The organism is Brevundimonas phoenicis, from assembly GCF_047237745.1.
In the GTDB taxonomy this organism is placed as follows: Bacteria; Pseudomonadota; Alphaproteobacteria; order Caulobacterales; family Caulobacteraceae; genus Brevundimonas.
This window is the reverse complement of sequence record NZ_JBDFLN010000001.1, coordinates 1550434-1567176: the sequence shown is the minus strand read 5'-3', so window position 1 is coordinate 1567176 and position 16743 is coordinate 1550434. Positions and strand designations below refer to the sequence as shown.

20 protein-coding genes are annotated in these 16743 nt (G+C 67.6%); 10 read left to right on the top strand and 10 right to left on the bottom strand.

The features are described 5' to 3' along the window. Window positions 1–23 precede the first annotated feature (23 nt). A complete protein-coding gene (locus tag ABC419_RS07770; RefSeq protein ID WP_200166797.1) occupies window positions 24–641 on the bottom strand; it encodes a Yip1 family protein in 618 nt (205 codons plus the stop codon). A 161-nt stretch (window positions 642–802) separates the two neighbouring features. On the opposite strand from ABC419_RS07770, the gene radA reads away from it, so the two are divergent. From radA to ABC419_RS07740, 6 genes are all read left to right on the top strand, one after another. After that, window positions 803–2176: a DNA repair protein RadA gene (radA, locus tag ABC419_RS07765; protein ID WP_412877826.1), complete on the top strand. Its 1374-nt coding sequence runs from the start codon at window positions 803–805 to the stop codon at window positions 2174–2176. A 33-nt stretch (window positions 2177–2209) separates the two neighbouring features. Then, window positions 2210–2746 carry a CvpA family protein gene (locus ABC419_RS07760; RefSeq protein ID WP_412877827.1) on the top strand — a complete coding sequence of 179 codons (537 nt, stop codon included), beginning with the start codon at window positions 2210–2212 and terminating at the stop codon, window positions 2744–2746. Window positions 2747–2827: 81 nt separating this feature from the next. Continuing rightward, complete coding sequence (gene purF, locus ABC419_RS07755; RefSeq protein ID WP_087139228.1) at window positions 2828–4333, top strand: amidophosphoribosyltransferase; 1506 nt, start codon at window positions 2828–2830, stop codon at window positions 4331–4333. A 6-nt stretch (window positions 4334–4339) separates the two neighbouring features. Next, on the top strand, window positions 4340–4681 hold the full coding sequence (locus tag ABC419_RS07750) for a VOC family protein (protein WP_412877828.1): 342 nt from the start codon (window positions 4340–4342) through the stop codon (window positions 4679–4681). A gap of 39 nt (window positions 4682–4720) precedes the next feature. Then, window positions 4721–5482, top strand: coding sequence for an SDR family NAD(P)-dependent oxidoreductase (locus ABC419_RS07745; protein WP_200166791.1), 762 nt, complete (start codon window positions 4721–4723; stop codon window positions 5480–5482). A gap of 7 nt (window positions 5483–5489) precedes the next feature. Next, the gene (locus ABC419_RS07740) at window positions 5490–6821 is read left to right on the top strand and encodes an O-antigen ligase family protein (protein WP_412877829.1); all 1332 of its coding nucleotides are present in this window, start codon (window positions 5490–5492) and stop codon (window positions 6819–6821) included. Window positions 6822–6827: 6 nt separating this feature from the next. On the opposite strand, the gene der is transcribed toward ABC419_RS07740, so the two are convergent. The 6 genes from der to ABC419_RS07710 form a co-directional block, all read right to left on the bottom strand. Further along, window positions 6828–8453, bottom strand: a complete 1626-nt coding sequence (gene der / locus ABC419_RS07735; protein WP_125899754.1) for a ribosome biogenesis GTPase Der — start codon at window positions 8451–8453, stop codon at window positions 6828–6830. 31 nt (window positions 8454–8484) lie between these two features. Beyond that, complete coding sequence (locus ABC419_RS07730) at window positions 8485–9906, bottom strand: PQQ-like beta-propeller repeat protein (RefSeq protein WP_125899753.1); 1422 nt, start codon at window positions 9904–9906, stop codon at window positions 8485–8487. 19 nt (window positions 9907–9925) lie between these two features. Beyond that, complete coding sequence (locus ABC419_RS07725) at window positions 9926–10732, bottom strand: tetratricopeptide repeat protein (protein ID WP_412877830.1); 807 nt, start codon at window positions 10730–10732, stop codon at window positions 9926–9928. A gap of 118 nt (window positions 10733–10850) precedes the next feature. Next, window positions 10851–11285 carry a hypothetical protein gene (locus ABC419_RS07720; RefSeq protein WP_412877831.1) on the bottom strand — a complete coding sequence of 145 codons (435 nt, stop codon included), beginning with the start codon at window positions 11283–11285 and terminating at the stop codon, window positions 10851–10853. Further along, a complete protein-coding gene (locus tag ABC419_RS07715) occupies window positions 11275–11832 on the bottom strand; it encodes an RNA polymerase sigma factor (protein WP_412877832.1) in 558 nt (185 codons plus the stop codon). The genes ABC419_RS07720 and ABC419_RS07715 overlap by 11 nt, the downstream gene beginning before the upstream one ends. A 25-nt stretch (window positions 11833–11857) precedes the next feature. Continuing rightward, window positions 11858–12235 carry a DUF6249 domain-containing protein gene (locus tag ABC419_RS07710; RefSeq protein ID WP_412878125.1) on the bottom strand — a complete coding sequence of 126 codons (378 nt, stop codon included), beginning with the start codon at window positions 12233–12235 and terminating at the stop codon, window positions 11858–11860. Between the two features lie 176 nt (window positions 12236–12411). Between ABC419_RS07710 and ABC419_RS07705 the strand changes: the two genes are divergently transcribed. Continuing rightward, the gene (locus ABC419_RS07705; RefSeq protein ID WP_200166786.1) at window positions 12412–12648 is read left to right on the top strand and encodes a DUF2188 domain-containing protein; all 237 of its coding nucleotides are present in this window, start codon (window positions 12412–12414) and stop codon (window positions 12646–12648) included. Between the two features lie 3 nt (window positions 12649–12651). On the opposite strand, the gene ABC419_RS07700 is transcribed toward ABC419_RS07705, so the two are convergent. Next, window positions 12652–13005, bottom strand: a complete 354-nt coding sequence (locus tag ABC419_RS07700; protein ID WP_412877833.1) for an ArsC family reductase — start codon at window positions 13003–13005, stop codon at window positions 12652–12654. 140 nt (window positions 13006–13145) lie between these two features. Here ABC419_RS07700 and ABC419_RS07695 point away from each other — a divergent pair, with 140 nt between their 5' ends. Continuing rightward, window positions 13146–13370, top strand: a complete 225-nt coding sequence (locus ABC419_RS07695) for a hypothetical protein (protein ID WP_412877834.1) — start codon at window positions 13146–13148, stop codon at window positions 13368–13370. Here ABC419_RS07695 and ABC419_RS07690 read toward each other — a convergent pair. Next, window positions 13367–13708 carry an ArsC/Spx/MgsR family protein gene (locus ABC419_RS07690; RefSeq protein ID WP_412877835.1) on the bottom strand — a complete coding sequence of 114 codons (342 nt, stop codon included), beginning with the start codon at window positions 13706–13708 and terminating at the stop codon, window positions 13367–13369. The two genes, ABC419_RS07695 and ABC419_RS07690, sit on opposite strands and share 4 nt — an antisense overlap. 26 nt (window positions 13709–13734) lie before the next feature. Beyond that, the gene (locus ABC419_RS07685) at window positions 13735–14193 is read right to left on the bottom strand and encodes a hypothetical protein (protein ID WP_412877836.1); all 459 of its coding nucleotides are present in this window, start codon (window positions 14191–14193) and stop codon (window positions 13735–13737) included. A gap of 117 nt (window positions 14194–14310) precedes the next feature. Between ABC419_RS07685 and ABC419_RS07680 the strand changes: the two genes are divergently transcribed. Then, entirely contained in the window at window positions 14311–15567 is a 1257-nt protein-coding gene (locus tag ABC419_RS07680; RefSeq protein WP_412877837.1) for a hydrolase, read from the top strand. A gap of 160 nt (window positions 15568–15727) precedes the next feature. Then, window positions 15728–16735, top strand: coding sequence for an arginine N-succinyltransferase (locus ABC419_RS07675; RefSeq protein WP_292056555.1), 1008 nt, complete (start codon window positions 15728–15730; stop codon window positions 16733–16735). Window positions 16736–16743 lie beyond the last annotated feature (8 nt).

Sequence of the window (16743 nt, the reverse complement as noted above, 5' to 3'; positions counted from 1 at the left end):
GGCCCCAGCCCTTCTCTTACAACTTAGCTCAGGGCGAACGCCGTGGCGCCCACGCCGACAATGACGAAGCTGGCGATGACCGCTGCGACCAGCGACCAGACGATCGCCCACAGGATGATGGCCGCCACGACCACGACGATGGTGTAGCCCAGCGCCTTTTCAGCCGTCGTCTTCATCAGCACCGGCAGGCCCAGATACATCAGATAGAAGCCGTAAAGGCCGATCAGCCCAGCCAGCCAGCCCAGCGTCGGGATGACGTTCAGCACGCCCGCCACCCACATCGGGGTCATGGAATAGACGGCGACCTGCATCGCCTTCACCGGGTTCTTGGTCCCGCCGAAGGTCGGCGCCAGGGCGTCGATGATCAGGCCCAGAATGTAGACGCTCAGGAGGCTCAGCACATAGCTGAGCGCGCCCGCCAGCACCGGTCCGACCAGACCGCGATGACCGAAGGCGATCTGTCCCACGATGGTCGCCACCGCCGGAATGGCCGCCAGGATGACGGCGTAGTTGGTGAACAGCCCCTTGATGCTGGCGCTCTCGGCGTCGATGACCGGCCATTCGAACTTGGGCCGTGTCAGGATGTATTTGACCCGCGAGACGAGCGAGGGATCGACGGCGGGGGGGTTTTCCAGGGTCATTCGGTAGCCTTCTGGGCGGTTGAGTCGGATCACGGCCTTATCATGTCAGAATGACGGCTGTGTGGATGCGGGCGCAACCCCGCAGTCTCCCTATGACAATTTCGGACGCAGCGCATTCCGACCCGCCTGCCCTCGCCCGTCTGATCTGCTAGGTCTGACGCATGGCGCGCGACTCTCTTCTCTTCGTCTGCAAATCCTGCGGGGCGGTTCATTCCAAATGGGCCGGGCAATGCTCGTCTTGCGGCGAGTGGAACGCCCTGGTCGAGGAATCCAAGGCGGCCCCGCCGGGCGCCATGAAGCCCGCCTCGACCGCGCGCGGGCGCGGGGTGCAGTTCGAGACGCTGCAGTCCGACACGCCCGAGCCGCCGCGCATCGTCACCGGCGTGACCGAGTTCGACCGCGTCTGCGGCGGCGGCGTGGTGCCGGGTTCGGCCATCCTGCTGGGCGGCGACCCCGGCGTCGGCAAGTCGACCCTGCTGCTGGAGGTCACGGCCAAGGCGGCGCGCAACGGCGCCAAGGTCGCCTATATCTCGGGCGAAGAGGCGATCGAGCAGATCCGCGCCCGCGCCAAACGCATGGGCGTGGCCGACGCCGATGTGTCGCTGGCCTCCGCCACCGCCCTGCGCGACATCCTGACGACGCTGAAGCGCGATCCGTTCGACATCGTCATCATCGATTCCATCCAGACGCTATGGAGCGACGCGCACGACGCCGGTCCCGGCTCCATCACCCAGGTACGCGCCTGCGCCGCCGAACTGGTGCGGCTGGCCAAGAACGGCGGCCCGGCCATCGTCCTGGTCGGCCACGTCACCAAGGACGGCCAGATCGCCGGGCCGCGCGTGGTCGAACACATGGTCGACGCCGTGCTCAGCTTCGAGGGCGAGCGCGGCTATCCCTTCCGCATTCTGCGCGCAGGCAAGAACCGTTTCGGCGCCACCGACGAGATCGGCGTCTTCGAGATGGGCGACGCCGGTCTGCGCGAAGTGCCCAATCCTTCGGCCCTGTTCCTGGGCGAAGGCAAGGACCGGGCGCCCGGCGCCGCCGTCTTCGCCGGGATCGAGGGATCGCGCCCCGTTCTGGTGGAAATACAGGCCCTTGTCGCGCCTTCTGCATACGGAACGCCAAGACGCGCGGTCGTCGGCTGGGACTCGGGCCGCCTGGCCATGCTGCTGGCGGTGCTGGAGGCGCGCTGCGGTCTGGGGTTCGGGGACAAGGACGTCTATCTGAACGTCGCGGGCGGAATGCGGATCAACGAGCCCGCCGCCGATCTGGCCGCCGCCGCCGCCCTGATCTCCTCGGCCCTGGACATGCCCCTGCCGCAGGGCTGCGTCGTCTTCGGCGAGATCGGCCTGTCGGGCGAGGTCCGCGCCGTCGGCCGCGCCGAGGCCCGCCTGCGCGAGGCCCAGAAGCTGGGCTTCGAGCGCGCCCTCGCGCCGCCACAAGCCAATGGCAAGGTGAAGAAGGGCGATGTCGCCCTGACCGTCGTCACCCGCCTGACCGACGCGGTCGAGCGAATCTCCCAGAACCGCTACTAAAGCGCGTTCCCATCCCATGAGGCCGCAGAGCGCGTGACCGGCTACGACGTCTTCGTGATCCTGGCCCTGCTGGCCTCGGGCGCCGCCGGATGGTTCCGGGGCGGCATGCGCGAGATCACGGCCCTGTTCAGCTTCCTGCTGGCGGCGCTGCTGGCGCTGATCACCCTGCCGTGGACGGCGCCGGTCGGACGGTCGCTGGTCGATCCGGACTGGGCCGGTTCGGTGCTGGCCGTAGGGCTGGTCTTCGTCATCCTCTACTTCGGCCTGCGTTTCCTCGGCTCGGCCATTTCCCAAGGCGCGCGTGGCCATGCCCTCGGCGTGCTGGACCAGACGCTGGGCCTGTTGGTGGGCCTCGTCCGCGCCCTGGGCCTGATCGGGGCGGTGCACCTGATCATCATGGGCGCCATGCAGGACAACCCGCCGCGCTGGCTGTCCGACGCCGCCACCGCCCCGGTCAGCGAAGGCGCCGCCCGCGCCATCCAGATCGTGCTGCCCACGCTTGGAAAGGGCGCCGACGCCCTGACCCCCGTCGTCGGTTCTTCCGTTCGCGAAGGGTTTTCCGACCAATGAGGCTTGCCCCGGACGCCTGGGCGGCTTACGTGCGCGGCGCCGCCCTTTGAGTTATCCTTCCCCGGTCATCGGAGCCTGACGATGCGCCACCATATCGCCGAACCCGTCGTTCACCGTGAGCATTGGCGTGAGCCGGAAGACGATCAGCTGCGCCTGGAATGCGGCGTCTGCGGCGTCTGGGGCGCGCCCGAGAACGAGGCGTCCTCCATCGTCGCGCTGGGCCTGCACGCCCTGCAGCATCGCGGCCAGGAAGCCTGCGGCATCGCCAGCGTCCACGACGACCGCTTCTACACCGAACGGCATCAGGGCCTCGTCGGCGACGCCTTCGGCAACGCCGAACTGACGAAGCGCCTGCCGGGCCAGGCCTCGATCGGCCACACCCGCTACTCCACCGCCGGCGGCAGCTTCCTGCGCAACATCCAGCCGATGTTCGCCGATCTGGACCAGGGCGGCATCGCCATCGCCCACAACGGAAACCTGACCAATTTCAAATACCTGCACGCGCAACTTGTCTCGGAAGGCGCAATCTTCCAGTCCACTTCGGACTCCGAGGCCATCCTTCACCTGATCGCCCGCAGCCGTAAGGCCAAGATCGTCGACCGCTTCATCGACGCCCTGAGCCGGATCGAAGGCGGCTACGCCCTGGTGGCCCAGACCCGCTACAAGATGATCGGCGCGCGCGACCCGTTGGGCATCCGCCCGCTGGTGCTGGGCAAGGTCGGCGAGGCCTGGGTGCTGGCGTCCGAAACCTGCGCCCTGGACACCATCGGCGCCACCTTCGTGCGCGACGTCGAACACGGCGAGGTCGTGGTCATCGACGAGGAAGGCCTGACCTCGATCAAGCCCTTCGCCGCGCGGGCCGCTCGCCCCTGCCTGTTCGAATACGTCTACTTCGCCCGTCCCGATTCCGTCGTGAACGGCCTGTCGGTCTATGACGTCCGCAAGGAGATGGGCCGTCGCCTGGCGCGCGAGCACACGGTCGAGGCCGACATCGTGGTGCCGGTGCCCGACTCGGGCGTCCCCGCCGCCCTCGGCTACGCACAGGAAAGCGGCCTGCCCTATGAAATGGGCATCATTCGCAGCCACTACCTCGGCCGCACCTTCATCCAGCCCAGCCAGGGCGCTCGTCAGAAGGGCGTGCGGATGAAGCACAGCCCCAACCGCGCCGCCCTGGAAGGCAAGCGCGTCGTGCTGATCGACGATTCCATCGTGCGCGGCACCACCTCGCTGAAGCTGGTCCGCGCCGTGCGCGCGGCGGGCGCGAAGGAGGTTCACCTGCGCTCGGCCAGCCCGCAGATCCTCTTCCCCGACTTCTACGGCATCGACATGCCCGAGCGGTCGCAACTGATGGCCGCCACCCACAGCATGGAAGAGATGCGCGCGGTGCTGGAGGTCGATTCCCTCGGCTTCCTGTCCATCGACGGCCTGTACGACGCCTTGGGCGCCGGACCGCGCAACGCCGCCAGCCCGCAGTACACCGACCACTACTTCACCGGCGACTATCCGACCCGCCTGCTGGACCGTGAGATCGAGGAAGGCGGCCGCGATCCGCGCGGGAAGCAACTTTCTCTGCTGGTGACCGCTTAAGGCTGGATGATCCAGCTCGGCTACTTCACGCTCGACACTCCTGACGTCGACAAGGCCCGCGTCTTCTACGCGGGCCTGTTCGGCTGGCGCTTCGACGAAGCCTCGTCCAGCCCGACCTACGCCCATGTGGCCGGGTCCGTCCCCGCCTTCGGCCTCACCAAGGGCGAGCAAAAGGCCTTCCCCAATCTCTATTTCCGCGTGGACGACATCCACGCCGCCTGCGCCCGCGTGACCGAGCTGGGCGGCCGCGCCGCCGTGCCGGCCGAGAGCCCGTCCGGCCTGTCGGTCGTGGTCAGCGACGACCAGGGCGTCAGCTTCAGCCTATGGCAGGCTGCGCCGGGCTACTGAGCCTTTCGCCCGGCGTCCGGCCGCGCTATCAGCGGCCCCATGTCCGAACACGCTTCCCTCCCCCTCGCCAACCGCGTCGCCCTGGTCGTCGGCGCCTCGCGCGGCATCGGCCGCGAATCCGCCCTGGCCCTGGCCAAGGCCGGCGCCCACGTCATCGCCGCCGCGCGCACCCAGGGCGCCCTGGAGGAGCTGGACGACGAGATCTTCGCCGCCACCGGCCAGCACGCCAGCCTGGTCCCGTTCGACCTGGTGGACGGCGGCGCCATCGACCGCCTGGGCGGCGCCCTGTTCCAACGCTACGGCAAGCTCGACATCTGGGTTCAGGCTGCGGCCACCATGGGCCCGTCGGGCCTGACCCCGGTCGCCCACGCCGAACCGCGCGAGTTCGCCAAGGTCGAGAAGATCAACTTCACCGGCGTCTATCGCCTGATCCGCTCGCTGGAGCCGCTGCTGCGCGCCTCGGACGCCGGACGCGCCATCCACCTGACCAGCAGCGTCGCCAGCCAGCCGCGCGCCTTCTGGGGCATGTACGCCGCGACCAAGGCGGGCGCCGAGGCCCTGGTCAAATGCTGGGCCGACGAGATCGAGAGCACGCCCGTCCGCGCCTGCATCGTCGATCCGGGCCGGATGCGGACGCAGTTGCGCGCCCAAGCGTTTCCGGGTGAAGACCCCAGCGTTCTGCCGCATCCCTCGGAGATCGGTCCCCTGATCGTCGAACTGGCCCGCCCCGATCTCACCCCGCCGCTGACGGTCAGCTTCAAGGAATGGAAGCAAGGGCTGTCGGCGGACGCCCTGGTCTGATCTGCGCGTGATCGAGGGGCTGGATCCGGGCGCACGGTCGCTAGCGAACCCGGCGGCAAAACGCCCCTCGCTTCCACTTGTGCGCGCCGCCCCCCTGGCCGACATCGTCGCTGTGGTGGCTTCGGTCGGGCTGATCCTCACCTACGTCGGTTTCTGGAGCGCGCCGCTGACCGGCTACGGCGCAAGGTCCGCGGACTTCCTGCGCAACTTCTACTACCCGGCCTATCTGCTGGCGCTGATCCTGGTCTGCCTGCGGCCTGAGCGCGCGCTCAAAGGCCTGATACGATCGCCGCTTCTGATCGCGCTCCTGCTGCTGACGGCGGCAACCTACTTCTGGTCGATCATGCCGGAGCTGACCGCGCGGCGCATACCCGCCCTGGCCTTCACCACCCTGGCGGGCGTCGCGCTGGCCTCGCGGTGGAGCTGGCGCAGCCTGACGGAAATCATCGCTGGAACCCTGGCGGCCCTGGCGATCCTCTCGTTCCTGGTCGGAGCCCTGCTGCCTCACATGGGCCGGATGGAGGAGATATTCCCCGGCGCCTGGCGCGGCCTGTGGCTGGAGAAGAACTCCATGGGCAACGTCATGGTCAAGACGACCGTCTTCCTGCTGGCGGCCGGCGTGATGGCTCCGGAGCGGCGCAAGCTGTGGTTCGGTCTCGCCGTCGTCCCCGTCTTGCTGATCCTGCTGTCGACGTCGAAGACCGCCCTGGTCGTCCTGGTCCTGTCTCTGGCGTCCATGGGCTTTGTCGCCGTGGTCAAGTCTGGACCGCTGCGTGCGGTCGTCGCCACTTGGCTGGCCGTCGTCTTCGTCATCGGCGCGGGTCTGCTGATCGCGATGGAAACCGACACCTTCTTCGCCCTACTCGGCAAGGACGCGACCCTGACCGGGCGAACCGAAATCTGGTCTGGCATCATGCAGCAGATGGCCGAGCACCCCTGGAAAGGCTTCGGCTACGGCGCCGTATGGGACGATCCCAGCTTCACCGGGCCCAAGGCCTGGATCGGCTATCAGGCGCACTTCATGCCCGCCGATGCGCACAGCGGCTGGCTGGAGCTGTACATCGCCCTGGGCCTGGGCGGCGTCATCCTGTTCGCCCTGTTCCTGACCCAGATCTGGGCGCAGTCCCTGTGGGCGGCCTACACCAGCCCCGGCGGCTGGCTGGCCCTGCCGCTCATCGCGTCTTTCACCGTGACGATGCTGACCGAGAGCATCGCCATGAACTGGCATGAACTGCGTTGGGTGATCGTGGTGGCGCTGGCGCTGAAGCTGGCGTTGGGGGACGAACCGACAGCCCCTGCCCGGCCGCGTCTCAAGAGAAGCGCGACCGGGCAGGTCTGATGTGAATCAGCGCTTGGCGCCGCCCTTCTGGCCCGTACGGACACGGCCCGAGCGGGACACCTGACGTGCGCCGCCGCGTGCGCCCTTGCCGACGAAGGCGTTGGAGCCCGCCTTCTTGGACGCACTGGCCTTCAGCCCGCCCAGGGGCTTCACCTTGGGCTTGATGCCGGCCTTGGCCTTCTGCTCCAGCGCCTTGCCGGGCAGGTTGGACAGCTTCTCGGCCTTCTCGGCCTTGATCACCCGGCGCGGCGCGGTCTTGGCGTCGCCCTTGAAGCGTTCCGGCCCCGACTTGGCGCCGCCATCCGCATAAGGGTTGGCCGAGCCCGACTTGACGTTCAGGCGGATCGGCGTGCCCGGCAGGTCGAAGCTCTCGCGCAGCGAGTTGACCAGATAGCGCTTGTAGTGCTCCGGCATGGCCTCAGCCCGGCTGGCCATCAGCACGAACGTCGGAGGACGCGCCTTGGTCTGGGCCATGTATTTCGGCTTGATGCGCTTGCCGTCCACGGCGGGCGGCGGGTGTCTCTGGGTCGCCAGGGACAGCCAGTCGTTCAGATCCTTGGTCTTCACCTTGACCGACCAGGTGTCATAGGCCTGAAGCACGGCGGGCATCAGGCGCTCGACGCCGCGCCCGTTGAACGACGACAGGGCCACGAAGGGCGAACCGCGCAACTGGGGCAGCTTGTCGTCGGCCAGACGCTTCAGTTCGGCCAGACGCGCCTGAGGTTCTTCCTCCAGATCCCATTTGGACGCGACATAGACCAGCGCCCGCCCTTCCCGCTCGACCAGATCGGCCAGTTGCAGGTCTTGAGTGTCGAAGGCGTCGTCCTTGTCCATCACCATGATCACCACCTCGGCGAAGGTGATGGCGCGGATGGTGTCGGCGACCGACAGCTTTTCCAGCTTTTCCTGGACGCGGGCCTTGCGGCGCATCCCGGCGGTGTCGACCAGGCGGATGTTCTTGTCTTCGTAGACCCAGTCCACCGAGATGGAGTCGCGGGTGATGCCGGCTTCCGGGCCGGTCAACAGGCGGTCGTCGCCGATCAGGCGGTTGATCAGGGTGGACTTGCCCGCGTTCGGGCGACCGATGACCGCGATGCGGATCGGTTTTTCCGGCTCGTCGATCTCTTCGATGAAGATGTCTTCCGACGCAGCCAGAAGGGCCTGATACAGATCGGCCATGCCCTCGCCGTGCTCGGCCGAGATCGGCACCGGCTCGCCGAAGCCCAGGCCGTGCGCCTCGCCCACGCCGCCGCCGCTTTCGCGGCTTTCCGACTTGTTGGCCAGCAGGACGATGGGCTTGTGCACCTTGCGCAGGCGATCGGCGAAGATGCGGTCCAGCGACGTCACGCCTTCGCGCGCGTCCATCATGAACATGATCAGGTCCGCGTCCTCGATCGCCGCCTCGGTCTGCTCGCGCATGCGGGCTTCCAGGCTTTCGTCGGTGACGTCCTCATACCCTGCGGTGTCGATCAGGGTCAGATCCATGTCGCCGATCACGCCGTCTGCGTAGCGGCGGTCGCGGGTCACGCCGGGGCGATCATCGACCAGCGCAAGGCGCTTGCCGACGAGGCGATTGAACAGTGTCGACTTGCCCACATTGGGGCGGCCGACGATGGCGACCTTCAGAGCCATGTCGGCCTTCTAGCTTAAATCGGTGAAAAGGTCAGCGGATGCTGACCAGTTGGCCCTTGTCGGTCAGGACATAGAGGGCGCCGTTGTAGGCGGCCGGGGCGATATAGGCGGCCGAACCCAGCTTCAGGCTGCCGGTCTGCGCGCCGGTCTTCGGATCGAAGGCCACGGCCTCGCCGTCCGAATTGACCAGGACCAGACGGTTGGACGCCAGGATCGGCCCCGACCAGACCGGACGCACGGTGCGCTTGCCGAAGCCCAGGAAGCCGCCTTCCTTGCGGACGCGACCCTCGTTCAGATCGCGCGACCAATAGACCTGGCCCGTCTCGCGGTTGACCACCGTCAGTTCGCCAGACTGAGACACCACGTAGACCACGTCGCCGACTGGCAGGGGCGCGTTCACGCCCGCAACGGGCAGAGACCATTTCGGCTGGCCGCTGCGAAGGTCCATCGCCTGCATCACGCCAGACTGGCTGATGGCGTAAACCTGACCGCGGCTGACGACCGGACGACCGGCGATGTCGCGCAGTTCCGACAAAGCGCTGGTGCGGCTGGTGCGCGACAGCACCTGCTCCCACACCGGTTGACCGTTCGAGGCGCGCAGAGCCACGATCTGACCCGACGAGAAGGGCGCCAGCACCGTGTCGCCGCTGACCGCCGGGCTGGAGGCGCGCATGATACGAGCCGGCTCGGTGATGCCGCGATAGGACCAGTCCTGCTGGCCAGTGTTGACGTTGAAGGCGATCAACTGGTTGTCCACGTCGACGACATAGACGCGTTGCCCCGCCACCGTCGGCGCGCCGTGGATCGGCAGGTCGACGGTCGAGCGCCACAGCTCGGCGCCCGTATTGGCGTCAAAGGCCGTCATGACGCGATAACCGGACGCGACGAAGACCTTGCCGCCGCCGACAGTGACGCCGCCGCCGAAACCGCCGCCGCCCGAACCACCGCCGAGACCGATGCCCAGGATGCGACGACCGCGATCCGCTTCCTCGACCTTGACGCTGGCCTTCCAGACCACCTGGCCGGTGCCGGCATCGACAGCGGTTACGCCCGCCTCGCCGTCCAGCACGAAGATCTTTCCGCCGTCCGCGACGACCGGCGACATCACCTGATTGGTGCCGCCGGAACCGGCGCCGATGTCACGCCGCCAGGCGACCGTGAACTCCGGCGCGGCGATGACGTGTTCGACAGCGTTCTCGGCGTTGCCGCCGGGCTGGCTCCAGGCGGTGACCGCTTGCGGTCCCGGCAGGAAGAAATCACGGCCCGACAGAGCCGCCGACGGCGCCAGCTGCTGTTCGAACTCGAGGATGGATATCCGCTCGCCTTCGCTGGCGGTCGCCGCCGGCTCCTTGTCGCCGCCCAGGCCGAACGGCAGGGCGTTGCGCACGGTGCCGCAGGAGGCGACGGTCATCGCCAAACCGCAAAGCAGAGCGACTTTCAGGGTTTTGTTCATGCGAGTCGTTCCGAAGGCGTCAAAGCGCGGCCGGCGCAGCGGCGGGGGCGGCGGGAGCTTCGGCCGTTGCGGCCGGCGCGGCGGCGGCCTGGGCAGCGGCCGGAGACGGGGTCGGCAGAGCGGCGGCGGCCTTGACGATGGCGGCCAGGTTGGCGGCCGTACCGTTGTCGATAGCCTGCACGCCGGCCTGGGCGCGTTGGCGCACCGGATCAGGCACGTCCTGGCCCAGTTGCAGCTGAACGAAAGTCTGGCGCGCCTCGGCGGTCTTGCCGTGTTGTAGTTGAGCCATGGCCAGGGCTTCCTGGGCGAAAGCCTGCAGCGGACGCTTGTCGCCGGTCAGCGGCTCCAGACGCTTCTGCACGTCTTCCAGCGACGCCGTGTCCATGACCAGGAAGGCGGCCTTCAGCGCCGCCATGTCTGAAAGAATCGGATCGCGCGTCGCCTTGGAGGCTTCGTCGAACAGGGCGACAGCTTCGGTCGTCTTCTTGTCGGCTAGGGCCAGACCGCCCTGTTGCATCAGCGCCAAAACCTTATATCCGCCGCCGGCCTTCACGGCTTCGGCGAAGGCGGCGTCAGCTTCCGCCGTCTTTCCGCCCTGCAGAGCTTCGACGCCCTTTTCATAGGCGGCCGAGGCCTTGTCGGCCTGGGACGTCACATAGGACTGCCAGCCCCACCAGGCCAGGGCGGCGACCAGGGCCACCGCCAGAACGCCGCCCAGAACGGGCAGCCAGGTACGGGCCATACGCTTATAGCGTTCGGAGCGAAGCTCCTCCTCGACCTGTTCGAAGACATCAACCACGAAGCGTCGCCCCAAAAATGCAGCCAAGGCCGATCATTAAAAACGCCGCGACCCTAGAGGTTCGGCGTCACGGCCGCAACGCAGGCGTTGGGCGCGAAACGGCTTTTTCCAGCCCTAAGCCGGGACTGGGGCGGGAAAACGGCGCTCAGATCTGTTGCGACAGCTTCACCACGCCCGCCGCCAGCAGGGCGACCAGCACCCCGGCCGTGGCCCAGAACATCTGCATGCCGCCCATGGAGCCCATGGCGCTGAGGGCCGCATCGCCCAGTCCGCTCCGCTCCAGCAGGGACTGAACCGCCAGTCCGCCCTGCATCCCGGCCTGGGAGCCGACCGAATCAAGCCCGCCCCCGCCCGCCTGGGCGGTGAAGCCGTCCGGCCCCAGATGAAAGTTGACGCCCAGAAGTTCACGCACTGCGATCAGCCCGCCGATCAGCCCCGCCGCCGACAGGGCGATGGACCGCACGCGGGAGGCCTTGTGCAGCCTCGCGGCCACATCCGCTTCAAAGAAGGCCGAATCGGAAAAGTGCGGCGCCTGCGCGAACAGGCGCTCAATCGTGGGATCGAATTCGTCAGCCGACATGGGATGCGCTCCCGATTGCAACCGACCCCGGCTGGAGCCGGGCCCGAAGTTTATCCAGACCACGCTTGACATGAGATTTCACCGTTCCAAGCGGCAAATTCATGGCCGCGGCGATTTCCGGGTGCGACAGCCCGGCGCCATGACACAGGGAGACGCACAGGCGTTCGACCTCGCTGAGCCCCTTCAAGGCCTCGTCCAAGTCCACACGGCCGATGCTGTCGACGGCGGGCGCGACGTTTTCCGCTTCGCTTTCCGCCACATAGCGCGCCTCCTTCGAGATGCGCTTCAGATACATGCGGGCGGCGATACGCTTGATCCAGGCGGCGAAGGTGCCCTCGCCCCGGAACTCGGCGCACTTCTCGAACGCCAGAAGAAAGGCGTCCTGGGCCAGGTCATCGGCCAGGGCCGGCTGGGCGCCCATGCGGCGCAGCAGGCCCCGCACCGCCGAGCCGTGCCGACGGACCAGCTCGCCGAACTCGCGGCGGCCGCCGCCGGCCGCAAGCCCGGCCAGCTCGACGTCGTGCAGATCACGTAAGGCTTGGGCCATGACGGCTTCCCTGCTCCGACCCGCCTTAGTCCTTGTTCTTGTTGAAGAAGCTAAGGATGATGAAGGCTAGGCCGATCATGCCGGGGATCGCGGCGCCGCCGGCTATAGGATAGAAGGCGTCTATCTCGGCAAAGCTGACCGCATAGGCGAACAGCGCGATGCCGATCGCCACCGACAGCAGGATCACGCCCGTTCGCAGGTCGCGCGCCGCCGTCGCCGGCGGCTTCGTGTTTTCCTTGCTGATGGCTTCGATCACTTCCGGCGGAAGGGACTGCCCTTTCTCAATGGAGGCCCTCAGCGTGGCCTGCATCTCGCGGCGCTCACAACTCTTGAGCCACGACGGCACGACGACGATGGCCGCGATCATTGCAAAGAACGCCAGCGGAATGAAAACTTCATCCATGAGTTTGACCCCTGTTCGGCCGGGCCTGATGCGGCGGCCTTCTGATCACAAGAGGCGGCGATGATCGCCTATGGATGCAGTTGCGCGCATGAACTCTTCGTAATGCGTCACCACAGCGTGACTCGACATGCCCGAAGCGGCGTTCAACGGTGCCGCCGACCCCTTCGGAGACGCGCATGAACATCACCTATCGCATCGTCCAGCATGACGGCGGCTGGGCCTACAAGCTCGGCGACAGCTTTTCCGAGACCTTCCCCAACCACGCGGCGGCGCTGGCGGCGGCCACGGCCGCAGCGCGCGAGCAACGCGTGCCGGACCGCACCTCCTGGATCGAGTATGAAGACGCCTCGGGCCAGTGGGTCACCGAACGCGCCGACGGCCACGACCGCCCGACCACCGCCGTCGAGGACTGACCCTCAGCCCTTCAGGGCGGCGGCGTAGATCTCGGGCTTGAAGCCCAGCAGCGTCCGCCCGTCGCCCAGGTCCAGCACCGGCCGCTTGATCATAGACGGCTGGGCCAGCATCAGGTCCACCGCCTTGGCCGCGTCGATATCGGCCTTGTCGGCGTCGGGCAGCTTGCGGAAGGTCGTGCCCGCCCGGTTCAGCACCTTCTCCCAGCCATGCTCGGCGACCCAACGCTCCACCTCGGCGCGATCCGCGCCTGCGGCCTTGTAGTCATGAAAGTCATAGGCGACGCCGTTCTGATCCAGCCAGACGCGCGCCTTCTTCATCGTGTCGCAGGCCTTGATGCCATACAGGGTGCGGGTCATGGGCGAACTCCAAGCGTGACGGACGGCTGGGGTCTGGCATCGAAGCGCGGAGGCGTCAATTTACCCGTCGAATGAAGAAATCTTCACTCGACGGACCAACGTTCGCTTGAAAGAGTCACGTTTATCAAACGGAGACGAAGATGAACCGTGCAGCAGCCTTAACGACTCTGGTGCTCATATCGGCCTGCTCCGAGCCCCGTCATGAAGTCAGTGCAAAGGTGACGACGCCTGTTGAGACGGGCAAGATCGCAGGCGTCCAACAATCTGTTGAAGCCCGCGTCGAAGTCCCCGCAGAGGCGGCAGAGGCCGTTGAAGCCCATATTCGAGCGCAGGAACCTGAAGCTCAGAAAACCAAGAGCCCCTAAAGAACTTCCAGCACCGCCTCGACCGGCCGCCCGATCGCCGCGCCCTTGGGCGTCTCGACGATCGGGCGCTCGACCAGGACCGGGCTCTCGATCATGGCGGCCAGAACCGTCGCGTCGTCGGCGTCGGCGGCCAGAAGTTCGGCGGCTTTCGCCTCCTTCTTGCGCAGCAGGCCCTTCAGCCCGCCGCCCGTCTCGCGCGCCAGACGGTTCAGGGTCTCGGCGTCCCAGCCGGTCTTAAGATACTCAACCACCGTCGGTTGATTTCCCCGCTCGCGCAGCAGCTCCAGCGCCTTGCGCGAAGTCGAGCATTTCGGGTTGTGGTAAAGGGTGACGGTCATGGTCAGGCTCCTGTCTGCGTCCTCACCTAGGCCTTGAAGCCGCCGTGCGCCAGTTTCGCCGCCCCGCGCAGGCCGCCGATATGCAGCAGCAGGCACAGCACCATGCCGGCCCCCGCCACGCCGACGCTCCAGCCGGGCAGCCCCGGCGCGGCCGGCGACGCTCCGACCATCAGGCTGACCGACATCGCGCTCAGTTCATACAGCGCCCAGGCCAGGCCGAAGACCGGCAGGATGCGGTTGGGACGGCGCCACTGCACCAGGCCCAGCACGGCGGCCACGCCTGAAAAGACCACCGCGAAGCCCGTCGTCGCCCCGCGGAACTCCGCCTGTTCGGGCGCGCTCAGGAACCAGACCAGTCCGGCCTGCATCAGGCCCACGCCCGCCCAGATCCAGAAGGCCCAGGCGCTGCCCCGCGCCAGCGCCGTCGCCGTCTCGGTCGAATCGACCGGGGCGAAGGGTTGGGGCGGTGCGATCCGACGGTTCATGCGCGACTCCCTGACTGAGGCGACGAAACTATCCTGCTCAAGGCCGAAATCCCAAGTGCGTGAGAGAGATATCGCCCCGCCTTCACCTTTGACCTCCGCCCGTCTAGGGTCGCCGCCATGCGGATCGAACCTCAAGATCAGGCCGTGCTCGATCACGTCGCGGCCCGTGGCGACGCCATTGTTCAGCGCGCCGTCGACTGGTCCAACATCAACTCAGGCAGCCGCCATGCCGAAGGCCTGGCGCGGGTTCTCGATGTTCTGGACGCCACGGCGCGCGCCGCCTTCGCCAAGGCGACGATCGTGCGCGTGCCGACCCAAGGCTCCACCACCGTCGCCGACAGCGGCGCGGTGATCGCCGAAAGCTACGCTGACTGCCTGAAGATCGTCGCCCGGCCCGAAGCCCCGCTTCAGGTCGTGCTGACCGGCCACTACGACACCGTCTTCCCCGCCGACAGCGCCTTCCAGACCGTCGTCACGCGCGACGACGGCGCCCTGAACGGCCCCGGCATCGCCGACATGAAGGGCGGCATCAGCGTCATGCTGGCCGCGTTGGAAGCCTTCGAAACGCATCCTGACAGGGCCCGCGTCGGCTGGACCGTGCTGCTGTCCCCCGATGAGGAGATCGGCTCGCCCGCCTCGGCGCCCCTGCTGGCGGAACTGGGCGCGCGCGGCCACGTCGGCCTGACCTATGAACCCGCCCTGTCCGATGGGACGCTCGCGGGCGAGCGCAAGGGCAGCGGCAACTTCCACCTGATCGTCACGGGTAAGGCCGCCCATGCGGGCCGCGCCTTCCACGAAGGCGCCAACGCCGTCGCGGGCGCCGCCATCATCGCCGCCCGCCTGCACGGCCTGAACGGCCAGCGCGAGGGCGTCACCGTCAATGTCGCCAAGATCGCCGGCGGCGGCCCCCTGAACGTCGTGGCCGACAACGCCGTGGTCCGCTTCAACGTCCGCGTGCCGGACGCTCAAAGCGCCGCATGGATCGACGAGACGGTGCGCGCTCTCGCCGCCGAGCCGCCCTTCCCCGGCCTGACGCTGGACCTGCACGGCGGCATGACCCGCGCGCCCAAGCCGATGGACGCCAGCCAGACCGCCCTGTTCCACGCCGTGCGCGACGCCGGCGACCTGCTGGGCCAGACCATCGCCTGGAAGCCCTCCGGCGGCGTCTGCGAGGGCAACAACCTGCACGCCTCAGGCCTGCCCAATGTCGACACCCTCGGCGTCGTCGGCGGCGAGATCCATTCGGACCAGGAGTTCGCCTGGCCCGCCAGCTTCGTCGAACGGGCCCAGCTGTCCGCCCTGATCCTATGCAAGATCGCCTCGGGCGAGATCGACGCCCTCAAACTGAAACAGCTCCGACTGGAGACCATGTGAGCATAACGCCCTCATCGTCACCCTCGGGCTTGTCCCAAGGGCCCATCGTTCAACAGGCCGGCCCATCGCTGCTGATCCGCTCAAGAAACTTCACGCCGACCCTCGCGTCCGGCCCAACGATAGGCTCTCGGGACAAGCCCGAGAGTGACGGAGGAATTTAGTGCTCGTTGTTCGCCCCGCCGGCCCCGCCGACCTTCACCACCTGCTCGAACTGGCCATCCTGTCCGGCCCCGGCTTCACCAGCCTGCCCGAGGACGCCGACGTCCTCAGCGAGCGCCTGGAACTGAGCCAGGCCAGCTTCGAGGGCCGCATCCCGCCGCAGGAAGCCTGGTACACCCTGATGCTGGAAGACGGCGACACGGGCGACATTGACGGCGTCGGCTCGGTCAAGGCGACCGTGGGGCTGAAGCGGCCCTTCTTCAGCTTCCGCGTGGTCAACAACACGGTCCAGTCGCCCTCTCTGGGCATCAAGCTGAACCATCAGACCCTGGTGCTGGTGAACGAGTGCACAGGCTGGACTGAGGTCGGCTCGCTCTTCCTCAAGGCCGATCGTCGCAAGGGCGGCGCCGGACGCCTGCTCAGCCAGTCGCGCTACATGCTGATCGGGGCCCAGCCGGACCTGTTCGCCGACAACGTCCTGGCCGAACTGCGCGGCGTCTTCACGCCCGACGGCTACTGCCCCTTCTGGGACCATGTGGCGCACAAGTTCTTCCCGATGGACTTCGACGACGCCGACCGCATGAGCGGCTCGACCGACAAGCAGTTCATCCTCGACCTGGCGCCGCGTCACCCCATCTACATCGACCTGCTGCCCGAACCGGCCCGCGCCGTGATCGGCAAGGTCCACCCCCAGGGCGTGCCCGCCATGGCCCTGCTGGAATCCGAAGGCTTCCGCCCCAACGGCCTGGTCGACATCTTCGACGCCGGTCCGACCGTGGCCTGCGGCCGTGACAACATCCGCACCGTCCGCGACGCCCGCGTCCTGACGGCCCGCATCGAGAAGGAGGTCGAGGTCGAACTGCCCAGCCTCGTCTCGACCGACAGCGTCTCCGCCTTCCGCGCCGTCCGCGCCCGCGTCCTGGTGGACGGCGACATGGTCCGCATGACCCCCGACGTCGCGGCCGCCCTCAAGATCAAGGACGGCGCTGTCGTCCGCGTGAAATCCTGAACCGAGTA

What these genes read in the sequence shown, in the direction of transcription:
- ABC419_RS07770 (WP_200166797.1), bottom strand. Translation starts at nt 641, where the DNA reads ATGACCCTGGAAAACCCCCCCGCCGTCGATCCCTCGCTCGTCTCGCGG.
- radA (WP_412877826.1), top strand. Translation starts at nt 803, where the DNA reads ATGGCGCGCGACTCTCTTCTCTTCGTCTGCAAATCCTGCGGGGCGGTT.
- purF (WP_087139228.1), top strand. Translation starts at nt 2,828, where the DNA reads ATGCGCCACCATATCGCCGAACCCGTCGTTCACCGTGAGCATTGGCGT.
- ABC419_RS07750 (WP_412877828.1), top strand. Translation starts at nt 4,340, where the DNA reads ATGATCCAGCTCGGCTACTTCACGCTCGACACTCCTGACGTCGACAAG.
- ABC419_RS07745 (WP_200166791.1), top strand. Translation starts at nt 4,721, where the DNA reads ATGTCCGAACACGCTTCCCTCCCCCTCGCCAACCGCGTCGCCCTGGTC.
- der (WP_125899754.1), bottom strand. Translation starts at nt 8,453, where the DNA reads ATGGCTCTGAAGGTCGCCATCGTCGGCCGCCCCAATGTGGGCAAGTCG.
- ABC419_RS07730 (WP_125899753.1), bottom strand. Translation starts at nt 9,906, where the DNA reads ATGAACAAAACCCTGAAAGTCGCTCTGCTTTGCGGTTTGGCGATGACC.
- ABC419_RS07720 (WP_412877831.1), bottom strand. Translation starts at nt 11,285, where the DNA reads ATGTCGGCTGACGAATTCGATCCCACGATTGAGCGCCTGTTCGCGCAG.
- ABC419_RS07715 (WP_412877832.1), bottom strand. Translation starts at nt 11,832, where the DNA reads ATGGCCCAAGCCTTACGTGATCTGCACGACGTCGAGCTGGCCGGGCTT.
- ABC419_RS07710 (WP_412878125.1), bottom strand. Translation starts at nt 12,235, where the DNA reads ATGGATGAAGTTTTCATTCCGCTGGCGTTCTTTGCAATGATCGCGGCC.
- ABC419_RS07705 (WP_200166786.1), top strand. Translation starts at nt 12,412, where the DNA reads ATGAACATCACCTATCGCATCGTCCAGCATGACGGCGGCTGGGCCTAC.
- ABC419_RS07700 (WP_412877833.1), bottom strand. Translation starts at nt 13,005, where the DNA reads ATGACCCGCACCCTGTATGGCATCAAGGCCTGCGACACGATGAAGAAG.
- ABC419_RS07695 (WP_412877834.1), top strand. Translation starts at nt 13,146, where the DNA reads ATGAACCGTGCAGCAGCCTTAACGACTCTGGTGCTCATATCGGCCTGC.
- ABC419_RS07690 (WP_412877835.1), bottom strand. Translation starts at nt 13,708, where the DNA reads ATGACCGTCACCCTTTACCACAACCCGAAATGCTCGACTTCGCGCAAG.
- ABC419_RS07685 (WP_412877836.1), bottom strand. Translation starts at nt 14,193, where the DNA reads ATGAACCGTCGGATCGCACCGCCCCAACCCTTCGCCCCGGTCGATTCG.
- ABC419_RS07680 (WP_412877837.1), top strand. Translation starts at nt 14,311, where the DNA reads ATGCGGATCGAACCTCAAGATCAGGCCGTGCTCGATCACGTCGCGGCC.